At 68.7% G+C, this 12,306-nt stretch carries 9 protein-coding genes; all 9 read left to right on the forward strand.

The window, feature by feature from the left end; translation table 11 throughout:
- Nucleotides 1-365 precede the first annotated feature (365 nt).
- Nucleotides 366-1,655: a DUF445 domain-containing protein gene (locus tag G3N92_RS23255; protein WP_206129932.1), complete on the forward strand. Its 1,290-nt coding sequence runs from the start codon at nt 366-368 to the stop codon at nt 1,653-1,655.
- Between the two features lie 287 nt (nt 1,656-1,942).
- Nucleotides 1,943-3,526 carry a Na+/H+ antiporter gene (locus G3N92_RS23260; protein ID WP_206129933.1) on the forward strand — a complete coding sequence of 528 codons (1,584 nt, stop codon included), beginning with the start codon at nt 1,943-1,945 and terminating at the stop codon, nt 3,524-3,526.
- Nucleotides 3,527-3,619: 93 nt separating this feature from the next.
- Entirely contained in the window at nt 3,620-4,054 is a 435-nt protein-coding gene (locus G3N92_RS23265) for a hypothetical protein (RefSeq protein ID WP_206129934.1), read from the forward strand.
- Nucleotides 4,055-4,342: 288 nt separating this feature from the next.
- The gene (locus G3N92_RS23270) at nt 4,343-5,983 is read left to right on the forward strand and encodes an acetolactate synthase large subunit (protein ID WP_206129935.1); all 1,641 of its coding nucleotides are present in this window, start codon (nt 4,343-4,345) and stop codon (nt 5,981-5,983) included.
- A gap of 71 nt (nt 5,984-6,054) precedes the next feature.
- Nucleotides 6,055-7,491 carry an aldehyde dehydrogenase family protein gene (locus tag G3N92_RS23275; protein ID WP_206129936.1) on the forward strand — a complete coding sequence of 479 codons (1,437 nt, stop codon included), beginning with the start codon at nt 6,055-6,057 and terminating at the stop codon, nt 7,489-7,491.
- A 308-nt stretch (nt 7,492-7,799) separates the two neighbouring features.
- Nucleotides 7,800-8,894: a hybrid sensor histidine kinase/response regulator gene (locus tag G3N92_RS23280; protein WP_206129937.1), complete on the forward strand. Its 1,095-nt coding sequence runs from the start codon at nt 7,800-7,802 to the stop codon at nt 8,892-8,894.
- 246 nt (nt 8,895-9,140) lie between these two features.
- Entirely contained in the window at nt 9,141-10,817 is a 1,677-nt protein-coding gene (locus G3N92_RS23285) for a methyl-accepting chemotaxis protein (RefSeq protein WP_206129938.1), read from the forward strand.
- A gap of 20 nt (nt 10,818-10,837) precedes the next feature.
- Nucleotides 10,838-11,362 (forward strand): chemotaxis protein CheW, encoded by a 525-nt coding sequence (locus G3N92_RS23290; protein WP_206129940.1) that lies wholly within the window; start codon nt 10,838-10,840, stop codon nt 11,360-11,362.
- A partial coding sequence (locus tag G3N92_RS23295; protein WP_339385799.1) for a protein-glutamate O-methyltransferase CheR occupies nt 11,362-12,306 on the forward strand: 945 nt, incomplete at its 3' end. The genes G3N92_RS23290 and G3N92_RS23295, both read left to right, overlap by 1 nt.

The raw sequence follows: 12,306 nt of genomic DNA on the forward strand, positions 1-12,306 counted from the left end.
TAGGGCCGGCACGCTGCGGACTCCTTCGAAAGCGGGGGGAGCAAGGGGCGCGCCGGCGGGCGAAGCGGTGGACGGCACGCCGGGCGTCGTGTGCGCAACGATTCTACGGTGGCGCTTTCGATGCGGCAACCGGCTTGCGCGGGCGAGGGTGGGGGCGGCCGGGCGGGCTTCGACCGCTGCCCGGGCGCGAAGCGCCCGCGTCATCGAGCCGGTGTACCATCGAGCGGCTCGCAACGGCCGCCGAGCCGCCGAGTCGCCGCCATGCGGCATGGCGCCGGAAGCCGCCGCACCCGGCAGCCCGCTCAACTTTCTCCATCCCGCGCCCCGCCGCGGGCGCACCCGACCCGACGAGGCACACCGCAACGATGCGCGACAAGGCAGCCGAACTGAGAGCCAGCAAGCGGCGCGCGCTGGCGCTGCTGATCGGCGTGACGACCGTGTTCGTCGTCACGCTGTTCTTTCCGGGCGGCATCTGGGTGGACGGCGTGAAGGCCGTGGCCGAGGCCGCGATGGTCGGCGCGCTGGCCGACTGGTTCGCGGTGGCCGCGCTGTTCCGGCGCGTGCCGATCCCGATCGTCTCGCGCCATACCGAGATCGTGCCGCGCAACCAGGCGCGCATCGCCGACAATCTCGCGCTGTTCGTGCACGAGCGCTTTCTCGATCCGGCTTCGATCGTCGCGCTGATCCGGCGTCACGATCCGGCCGCGCGGCTTGCGCAGTGGCTGGCGGCGCCGGCCAACACCGCCGTGCTGGGCGGCTACGCGGTCAAGCTGATCGGCTTCGCGCTCGACATGACCGACGACGCGCGCATCCAGCGCTTCATCAAGGACGCGCTGCGCGCCGTGTTCGACAAGATCGACCTGTCGCGCGCGACGGGGGCGATCCTCGACACGCTCACGCGCGACGGCCGCCATCAGCAACTGCTCGACGACGGCATCGCGCAGTTCGTCGCGCTGCTGCACGAGCCCGATCACCGCGCCGCGATCGCTTCCTACATCGTCGATTGGCTCAAGGGCGAATATCCGAAGATGGAGCGCGTGATGCCCACCGCCTGGATCGGCGAGCACGGCGCGGAGCTGATCGCCAACGCGGTCACGCGGCTGCTCGTGCAGATCGGCGAGGATCCCGACCACCGGCTGCGCCGCGGCTTCGACGCGGCCGCCGAGCGGCTGGTGGAGCGCCTCAAGCACGATCCCGTCTTTGTCGAGAAGGGCGACGAGCTGAAGCGCTACCTGCGCGACGGCGAGGCGTTCAACGGCTACGTGGCCGACCTCTGGACGCAACTGCGCGGCTGGCTCAAGGCCGATCTCGCACGCGAGGATTCGCTGCTGCACCGCCAGGCGGCCGCGCTCGGCGGCTGGCTCGGCGCGCGGCTGGCCGAAAGCCCGGCGCTGCGCGAATCGATGAACGAGCACGTCGAGAAGGCCGCCGCCGAGATGGCGCCCGAGTTCGCCGCGTTCCTGACGCGCCATATCAGCGATACGGTCAAGAATTGGGATAGCGGGGAGATGTCGCGTCAGGTCGAGCTGAACATCGGCAAGGATCTGCAGAGCATCCGCATCAACGGCACCGTGGTGGGCGGCATGATCGGGCTGGCGCTCTATCTCGTGACCTGTTTCGCGCACTGGGCGGGGGCGTGGACGCCGCCGCACTGAGCGGGCGCATCGGGCGGAGACATCGCGCGGCGGTCGGGCCGATCCGGCGGGCCGCCGCGCTGAACGGCGCCGCCGGGCGGTTTCGCCGGGCCGGTTCCGCCGCCCGCTCCCCGCTAAGCGCATCGATTCCCGCACTCGCCTATCCTTGGCACTGCGCAGCAATATCGGCGCGGCGGGGCCGCAGGCTCGACGCCGAGTAAAAGCGCGTGGTCTAATCGCGCGACCGTTCGAACCCGGTGCGCGCACCTGTTCATCATCCGTATTTCCTCCAACGAGAAGGCGATTTCATGTCTCCCGTAGCGGTTTTCAAGCTGATCCTGCTGTCCTTCGCCGCGATCGTCGTGCTGGAGCTCGCCGCGAAGCGGTTGAAGCTGCCGCCGGCCGCCGCGCTGCTGGTGGGCGGCGCAGGCATCGCGTTCGTGCCGGGCCTGCCGCCGATCAACCTCGATCCCGATCTGGTGCTGATCGTGTTCCTGCCGCCGCTGCTGGTGGACGGCGCCTACTTCTCGGTGTGGGAGGAGTTCAAGCGCAACCTCGGCGGGATCATGATGCTGGCGATCGGCGCGGTGGTGTTCACCACGCTGGCGGTGGGGCTGGCGGTGCACTGGGCGGTGCCGTCGCTGCCGTGGGCCGCCTGTTTCGCGCTCGGCGCGATCGTCTCGCCGCCCGACGCGGTGGCGGCCAAGGCGGTGCTCGAACGCGTGGCGCTGCCGCGCCGGCTGATGGTGCTGCTCGAAGGCGAGAGCCTGCTCAACGACGCCGCCGGCCTCGTGCTGTTCCGCTTCGCGGTGGCCGCCGCGCTGACCGGCGCGTTCAGCTTCGAGCACGCCGTGGTGAGCTTCGCCGAACTGGGCGTGGGCGGCGTGGCGGTGGGCTTCATCATCGGCTGGGCGCTGACGCGCTTCATCAAGCTGTTGTCCGACGATTACCTGATCGTGACCTCGGTGGTGCTCGGCGGCTGGGTCAGCTACATCGCCGGCGAAACGCTGGAAGTGTCGGGCGTGATCGCCACCGTCACGATGGGCATGATGCTCGGCTGGCATCAGCACGAGGTGTTCACCGCCACCGTGCGGGTGCGCGCCACCGCGTTCTGGCAGGTGATGGTGTTCCTGCTCGAGGCGCTCGTGTTCGTGCTGATCGGCCTGTCGCTGCGCGGCGTGATGGTGCGCCTCGGCGGCTTCGAGCAGGTGTTCTCGACCATGATGCCGATGATGGTGGCCGTGCTGGCCGCCGTGATCGGCTCGCGCTTCATCTGGATCTTCGCGGTGGAATTCCTCAAGCTGCCGCGCCGCTGGCTCGGCCGCGGCAGCCTGCGCGCCGATTGGCGCGCGGCCGCCGTGATGAGCTGGGCCGGCATGCGCGGCGTGGTCACGCTGGCGATCGCCTTGTCGCTGCCGGAGGCGATGCCGGGCCGCGACATGATCCTGGTCGCGGCATTTGCGGTGATCCTCGTGACGGTGCTGCTGCAGGGCACCACGATCGGCCCGCTGATCCGGCTCGTCGCGCCGCGCGACGGCCACGCGCCGAACGCGCACCATCTGACCGAGCCGCAGGCCTGGGCGCGCGTGAGCCGCGCGCAGTTGAAGGCGGTCGAGCCGCTCGCGCACGACGCCGACGGCCAGGTGATCCACCCGCGCCTGCTCGAACAATATGCGTACCGCGTGTCGATGGCCGAGCGTTTCGAGCACGAGCCGGCGTTCCCGGTGAACGACATCCACGCGCACTACGACGTGGTGCTGGCGGCCGTGTCGGCCGGCCGCGCCGAAATGTTGCGCATGCATCGAGCCGGCGAGATTCACGACGAGCTGCTGCACCTGCTCGAACGCGAACTCGACCAGCAGGAAGTGGCGGCGCGCTACGCGCTCGAATGAATCGGGCGAAGGCTGGATGCGGCGCCGGCGGGTATGCGGCGTGCTCGCGCCGGCCGCCTTCAGGCATTCACGGATCCACGAACCACGACAACCATGAAACGAACCGCCCTCGTCGCCGGCCTGCTGGCCGCCTTCTGTACCGGCGCCGCGCACGCCAAGGTCGAGCAGGATCTGCGCTGTTTCAAGAGCGGCGACGGCGCTTCGCCGATCCGCTTCGAATTCCGCATGTTCTCCGATTCGGACTCGAACTGGTCCGGCGGCTACGTGCGCTACAAGGGCGCGAAACAGGTGATCCCGATCGTGCTGAAATCGGAGCAGGCCACCGAAATGGCGCCGGACAGGCCGTATGAAGTCGTCAGCACCTGGGTCGAGATCGTCGGCGGCAAGGTAACGGGCGAGTACGTGATGGACAGCCAGGGCGCGATCGTCAGTTCGATGACCTACACGAAATTCTCGCCGCGCCGCACGTTTGCGTTCGTCGACGATCTGGCTGCGTTTCCGGACGGCGGCGGCCCCTGCAAGTGGTGAGGCTGGGCCGCTCGCTCGCCACCGTCCGCCACCGCCCGCCACCATTTTTCCCTCCGTCATCCTGACGAAATCCTTTCTTTGACGCCCGCCGCGTTCACTGCAGCGGCGCGTCCGATCTCCTACAATCGTTTTCGTCGCTCGCCGCCGCGCGTGCCTTCACGGGCCCCGGCGGCATGCTTTTGCATTTGGTCGTCCGAAGGGTTTGAGCCGTCCGCGCCGTAGGCCGTCGCGGGCGTTTGCCACGCCGCGCGCCGGAAACCGGCCGCGCGGCATCCACCGAGAGTCCCCATGAAAGCATCCGATCTGTTCGTCAAGTCGCTGGAAGCGGAAGGCGTCGAATACGTGTTCGGCATTCCCGGCGAGGAAAACCTCGATCTGCTCGAATCGATCCGCCATTCGCGGATCAAGCTGGTGCTCACGCGCCACGAGCAGGCCGCCGGGTTCATGGCCGCCACCTACGGCCGGCTGACCGGCAAGGCCGGCGTGTGCCTGTCCACGCTCGGCCCCGGCGCGACCAACCTCGTGACCGCCGCCGCCTACGCGCAGCTCGGCGGCATGCCGATGCTGATGATCACCGGCCAGAAGCCGATCAAGAGCAGCAAGCAGGGCCATTTCCAGATCGTCGACGTGGTCGACATGATGCAGCCGCTGACCAAGCTGACGCGCCAGATCGTCTCGATCGGCCATATCCCGTCGGCGGTGCGCGAGGCGTTCCGGCGCGCCGAGGACGAGCGCCCCGGCGCCACCCACCTCGAGCTGCCCGAGGACATCGCGCACGAGGAAGGCGACGGCAAGCCGATTCCGGCCAGCTACAGCCGCCGCCCGGTGGCCGAGGAGAAGGCCGTGGCGCGCGCCGTGCAGGCGATCCACCAGGCGCGCCATCCGCTGCTGATGATCGGCGCGGGCGGCAACCGCAAGACCAGCGCGCGGATGCTGCGCGAATTCGTGGACGCCACCGGCATTCCGTTCTTCACCACTCAGATGGGCAAGGGCGTGATCGACGAGACGCACCCGCTCTGGCTCGGCAACGCCACGCTGTCCGACGGCGATTTCGTGCACCGCGCGATCGATCATGCCGACTGCATCATCAACGTCGGCCACGACGTGATCGAGAAGCCGCCGTTCTTCATGCGCAGCGGCGATAAAACCGTGATCCATGTGAACTTCCTCGGCGCGCAGGTCGATCCCGTCTATTTCCCGCAGATCGAGGTGGTGGGCGACATCGCCAACGCCGTGTGGCAGATGAAGGAAGCGCTGTCGCAGAAGGAACACTGGGATTTCTCGCGCTTCATGCTGATCAAGGAACGCTTCGACGCGCACCTGAAGAAGGGCGAGGACGATCCGCGCTTCCCGCTGCACCCGGTGCGCGTGGTCAACGATCTGTACCGCGCGCTGCCCGACGACGGCATCGCCTGCCTCGACAACGGCATGTACAAGATCTGGTTCGCGCGCTACTGGCGCGCCCACGAGCCGAACTCGCTGCTGCTCGACAACGCGCTGGCCTCGATGGGCGCGGGCCTTCCTTCGGCGATCGCCACCAAGATCGTGCACCCCGAGCGCAAGGTGGTGGCGATCTGCGGCGACGGCGGCTTCATGATGAATTCGCAGGAGCTGGAAACGGCCGTGCGCATGAAGCTCGACCTGGTGGTGCTGGTGCTGCGCGACGATGCGTTCGGCATGATCCGCTGGAAGCAGGAGAACATGAACTTCCCCGATTACGCGATGACGCTCGACAACCCCGATTTCGTCGCCTACGCGAAAAGCTACGGCGCGCAGGGCCATCGCGCGGAATCCGCCGAAGCGCTCGGGCCGCTGCTCGAGCAGTGCTTCGCCACGCCGGGCGTGCATCTGGTCGACGTGCCGATCGACTATTCGGACAACGAACGCATCCTGAATCGCGAGATTCCGCGCCTGTCCGCGCAGCTGTGAACTCGCGGCGCGCTGCGGCGCGCCGTATCGATCCCGAACCCTGCTCGAACGAACCCGCCGGAGGCGTCGCCATGCTGAAGGAATCCTATCCGTATTACCTCGCGAACGAGGCCGTGCATGCCAACACGGATCTCGAAGTCACCGACAAATACAGCGGCAAGGTCGCCACGCGCGTGGCGCTGGCCGACGCGAAGGCGATCGACGCGGCCATCGCGGCCGCCGTCGAGGCGCACAAGCCGCTCGCGGCGTGGCCGGCGTTTCGCCGCCAGGCCGTGCTCGATCACTGCGTCGCGCGCTTTCGCGAGCGCTTCGACGAGCTGGCCGATGCGCTCTGCATCGAGGCCGGCAAGCCGATCAACGATTCGAAGGGCGAGGTCACGCGCCTGATCGACACGTTCCGCGTGGCGGCCGAGGAATCGGTGCGGATCGGCGGCGAGATCGTCGAGCTCGAAATCTCGAAGCGCGCGCAAGGCTATTCGGGCTACACGAAGCGCGTGCCGATCGGGCCGTGCTCGTTCATCTCGCCGTTCAACTTCCCGCTCAACCTGGCCGCGCACAAGGTCGCGCCGGCCATCGCGGCCGGCTGCCCGTTCGTGCTGAAGCCGGCGAGCCGCACGCCGATCGGCGCGCTGATCATCGGCGAGGTGCTGGCCGAAACCGATCTGCCGAAGGGCGCGTTCTCGATCCTGCCCGCGCACCGCGACGGCGCGGATCTGTTCACCACCGACGAGCGCTTCAAGCTGCTGTCGTTCACCGGCTCGCCGGCGGTGGGCTGGGATCTGAAAAAGAAGGCCGGCAAGAAGAAGGTGGTGCTGGAGCTGGGCGGCAACGCGGCGGCGATCGTCGACGCCGACCAGGGCGAGCGGCTCGACTACGTGGTGGACCGGCTGATCTTCGGCGCGTTCTACCAATCGGGGCAGAGCTGCATCGGCGTGCAGCGCATTCTCGTGCACGCGAGCCTGTACGACGCGCTGCGCGAGAAGCTCGTGGCAAAGACGCGGGCGCTGAAGATGGGCGACCCGAAGCAGCCGGATACGTTTGTCGGCCCGATGATCTCCGAATCGGAAGCGCGCCGGCTGGCCGGCTGGATGGACGCGGCGGTCAAGGCCGGCGCGAAGATCGTCGCGGGCGGCAAGGTGGACGGCGCGATGTTCGAGGCGACGCTGCTCGAACAGGTGGGCCGCGATCAGGATCTGTACCGCAAGGAGGCGTTCGGGCCGGTGGCGCTGCTCGAGCCGTTCGAGCGGTTCGACGAGGCGCTCGAACGCGTCAACGACAGCGATTTCGGCCTGCAGGCCGGCGTGTTCACCGATTCGCTGTCGCACGCGCATCGCGCCTGGGACGAGCTGGACGTGGGCGGCGTGGTGATCAACGACATCCCGTCGTTCCGCGTCGACAACATGCCGTACGGCGGCGTCAAGGATTCGGGCCTGGGCCGCGAGGGCGTGCGCTACGCGATCGAGGACATGACCGAACTGCGTCTGATGGTGATCCGCAAGCCGTCCTGATTCCCCGCCGCGCCCGCGGGCGCGCACCCGCAGCCGCGCCGTGGCGAATGCCCGGCGCGGCTGTTTTTCGTCGGTGCCGGCCGCCCGGCGGGAGCCGCACGTTGCATATCGCATGCCGGGATCCTCGCCCAAACAAGCTAAAGTCATAAAAATCATTTAAAATCATTAGCTTATATTTCCCAATAAGAAACAATGCCGTTTAATTCCCATGATTCACTCCCAGGAGTGGGCCAGGGAAGAGAGGACGGCCGCCCGGCGTCGCGCCGAGAGGGTGTCTCCGGGCGAGATGGGAATGCACACGGGATGCAATGAACGGAACTACAGATACGGACCACGACGATTCGCAGGAGTCGGGTATTGCGGTGCTGCTCGTCGACGATCAGGCGTTCGTCGGCGAGGTGATGCGCCGCCTGCTGGCTGCCGAGACGGACATCGCGCTGCATGTCTGCGTCGATGCGCACGCGGCGCTCGAGATGGCCCGGGCGGTGCGGCCGACCGTGATCCTGCAGGATCTGGTGATGCCCGATATCGACGGGCTGGACCTGGTGCGGACCTGGCGCTCCGATACGTCCACGGCGCAGGTGCCGATCATCGTGCTGTCGATCAACGACGATCCGGTGGCCAAGCGCGAATCGTTCCTCGCCGGCGCAAACGATTACCTCGTCAAGCTGCCCGATCCGATCGAACTGATCGCGCGGATCCGCTACCACTCGAACTCGTATCGCATGCTGCGCCAGCGCGACGAGGTGCTCGATTTCCTGTCGCACGACATGCGCGCGCCGCAAAGCTCGATCCTCTCGCTGCTCGACACCTACCGCGCCACGCACGGCGAGGTGCCGCTGCTGTTCGAGCGCATCGAGATGCATGCGCGCCGCGCGCTGGCGTTGGCCGACGGCTTCATCCAGCTCACGCGCGCGCAGTCGGGCAAGCTGCTGACCGAGATCGTCAGCCTCAACGAGGTGCTGCTCGACGCGGCCGATCAGCTCTGGGAAAAGGCCGGCAACACCGGCAGCCGGATCAGCGCCTGCGTGCCCGAGATCGAATGCCTGTGCATCGGCGACCGCATGATGCTCACGCGCGCCGTCGCCAACCTGATCGACAACGCGCTCAAATACGGCCCGCCCGGCGGCGAGGTGCGCTGCCTGATCGCCGACGACGGCGACGCCTGGCTGGTGGGCGTGGAGGACGAGGGCGAAGGCATCGCGCCCGAACTGCGCGCGAGCGCGACCGAATCGTTCGTGCGGCTCACGCACGGGCCGGGCACCCAGCGCGGCGGTTTCGGGCTCGGCCTGGCGTTCGTGCGCGCCACCGCCACCAAGCATCGCGGCGAGATCCTGATGCGCTACACGCCGCGCGGTTTCATGACCGGGCTGGCGCTGCCGAAGGTGCGCACGGCATCCTGACGCGCCTGCCGGGCCGGGTCCCGCGCCGGCCCGGCGCGTCCCCCTCGAACGTATCCGTCCCCCTCTCCGAACGGCCGCCCCGCCGGGCGCTGCGCCGCCGCCACGCGGGCCGGCCCGGGCTGTTTCGCGGGCGATAAAGAAAGTACACTCGTGCTGGCTCGCGCCGTCCCGGCGCGGCGGCCGCAGCCGGGCCGCCCGGGCCGCGCCGTCTCCTGAACGTATCTGCTGACAACCCACATCGAAAACATGGCCAACGTGTCGCCTAGCGCAAGCACCGAGACTCACTCCCCGTCCGCCGGCACGCGCATCACGCTCGGCAACCGGATCCTGCTCAGCTTCGGCGTGCTGTTCGTGCTGATGCTGGTGATGGCCGGCTTCTCCTACACGAAGCTGCGCCTGATCGACGAAGAGACAGTCAACATCGAGCGCGATTCGCTGCCGGGCGTGTACCTGGCCACCTCGCTGCGCGCCGCCGCGAACGAGTCGTACACGGCGATGCAGCGCGCGATCTTCGTCGATCCGGACGTGGCCACCGCGCACCGCGATCTCGACCGCATCCCGGACATGCTCGACGCGTTCGAGAAACTGTCGCTGTCGTACCAGAAATCGACGTTCCGCGAAGACGACCGCGCCCGCTTCGCGTCGTTCCGCGCCGTGTACGAGCGCTACCTGCCGCTGCTGGCCGACGCCGTGCAGAAGGCGCGCGGCGGCACGCACGCCGACGCGGTGGCCGCCTACGGGCGCGTCACGCCGGTGTGGGAGGACGTGATCCGCAGCGCCAACGTGCTGGTGACCGAGAACCGCACGTTCGCCGACCGCTCGGCGCAACTGATCCGCGAATCGGTGGCGAGCACGCAGATCACGCTGGCGACGGTGGTGACGATCGTGCTGCTCACGTCGCTGGTGCTCGGCTGGCTGCTGTACCGCGCGGTGATGCGCCCGATGTTCGAGCTGGTGGGCGTGCACGACGTGATGCGCACGGGCGACCTGACGCAGCGGCTGAACCTGCGCCGCCGCGACGAGTTCGGCATGATCGAGACGGGCTTCAACCGGATGGCCGACGAGCTGACCGGGCTGGTGGCGCAGGCGCAGAAATCGTCGCTGCAGGTCACCACCTCGGTGGCCGAGATCGCCGCCACCTCGCGCGAGCAGCAGGCCACCGCCAACGAAACGGCCGCCACCACCACCGAGATCGGCGCGACCTCGCGCGAGATCTTCGCCACCTCGCGCGATCTGCTGCACACCATGAACGAAGTGTCGTCGGTGGCCGAGCAGTCGGCCTCGCTGGCCGGCATGAGCCAGGCCGGCCTCACGCAGATGGGCGAAACCATGCGCAGCGTGATGGACGCGGCCGGCTCGGTCAACGCCAAGCTCGCGATCCTCAACGAGAAGGCGCTCAACATCAACCAGGTGGTGGCCACCATCACCAAGGTCGCCGACCAGACCAACCTGCTGTCGCTGAACGCGGCGATCGAGGCCGAGAAGGCCGGCGAATACGGCCGCGGCTTCGCGGTGGTCGCCACCGAAATCCGCCGCCTCGCCGACCAGACGGCCGTGGCCACCTACGACATCGAGCAGACGGTCAAGGAAATCCAGTCGGCGGTGTCGGCCGGCGTGATGGGCATGGACAAGTTCTCCGAGGAAGTGCGGCGCGGCATGCTCGACGTGCAGCAGGTCGGCTCGCAGCTCTCGCAGATCATCAACGAGGTGCAGACGCTCGCGCCGCGCTTCGTGCTCGTCAACGAGGGCATGCAGACCCAGGCGAGCGGGGCCGAGCAGATCACGCAGGCGCTGTCGCAACTGTCCGAGGCGGCGCAGCAGACGGCCGAGTCGCTGCGCCAGTCGTCGCAGGCGATCGACGACCTGACGCTCGTGGCCAACGGCCTGCGCACCAGCGTGTCGCGCTTCAAGGTCGAGGCGTGAGCGCCGAGGCCCGCCACGCGATGCTGTTCCTGCTGTTCGAACTCGATGGCGCACGCTATGCGCTCGACGTCAACGACGTCGCCGAAGTGCTGCCGCTCGCCGACACCAAGGCGATTCCCGGCGCGCCGGCCTGGGTGGCCGGGGTGCTGATCCATCGCGGCGAGCCGCTGCCGGTGATCGACGTGTCGCAGCTCGCGCTCGGCCGCCCGTCGGCGCAACTGCGCTCGACGCGGCTGGTGGTGGTGCGCGTGCGCATGCCGCTCGACGGCGACGCCGAGCCGGCCGCCGCCGGCGGCGAGCGTCTGCTCGGGCTGATCGTCGAGCACGCCACGCAAACCCTGCGCTTCGAGCGCGCGGCGTTCCGCGACGGCGGCATCGACACGCCGCATGCGCGCTGGCTCGGCCCGGTGATCGATCATGCCGACGGCGTGGTGCAGTGGGTCTCGGTGCGGCACCTGCTCGGCGCCGAGGCGCGCGCGCTGCTGTTCGCGGCCGCCGCCGAGGCCGATGCGCCGTGGCACGGCGCGCCTGGAGAACGCGGATGATCAACCCCCTCGAGTTGCGCTTCCACGCCTGGCTGCTGCGCGAGACGGGCATCGATCCCGATTCGCTCGGCGCCGATTTCGTGGCGCGCGCGCTGGCCGAACGGATCGGCGCGATGCTCGGCGGCGCGGAAACCGATGCGCTGCTGGTCGCGCAGCGCGCGCGCAACCTGTCGGACGCCGATCTCGACGCGTACTGGAACCTGCTGCTCGGCTCGGCCGACGAACAGCGCGCGCTGATCGAGCAGTGCGTGGTGCCCGAAACCTGGTTCTTCCGCGAGCGCGAGGCGTTCGTCGCGCTGGCGGCGCAGGCGCTCGAACGGCAGCGCGCCGAGCCGTTGCAGCCGGTGCGCGTGCTGAGCGCGCCGTGTTCGACCGGCGAGGAGCCGTATTCGGCGGCGATGGCGCTGGTCGATGCCGGCATCGATCCGGCCCGGCTGCGGATCGACGCGCTCGACATCAGCGCCCGCGCGATCGCCCATGCGCAGCGCGGCGAATACGGCCGCAATTCGTTTCGCGGCCATGCGCTCGATTTCCGCGCGCGCCATTTCGAGCCGATCGCCGACGGCTGGCGGCTCGACGAGCGGATTCGCGCCTGCGTGCAGTTCCGCCGCGCCAACCTGCTCGAACCGGGCAGCCTCGGCGACGAGCGCTACGACTTCATTTTTTGCCGCAACGTGCTGATCTATTTCGACCGCAGTTCGCAGGAGCGCGCGATGCGTGCGCTCGACGCGCGCCTGGCCGACGACGGCCTGCTGTTCGTCGGCCCCGCCGAAACCGGCGTGGTGATGCGTCAGGCCATGAGCTCGGCCCGGATTCCGCTGGCGTTCGCGTTCCGGCGCGCGCGCGAGAGCGACGGGCTGTCGTTGCCGCCCGGCGGTTCGGTCGACCGGCCGCCGCCGTCCGCGCCGGTTGCGCCGATCGCGGGTGCCACCGGGAGCGGGAGG

The sequence above is a fragment of the Burkholderia sp. Ac-20379 genome, assembly GCF_017104645.1.
Lineage (GTDB): Bacteria > Pseudomonadota > Gammaproteobacteria > Burkholderiales > Burkholderiaceae > Burkholderia.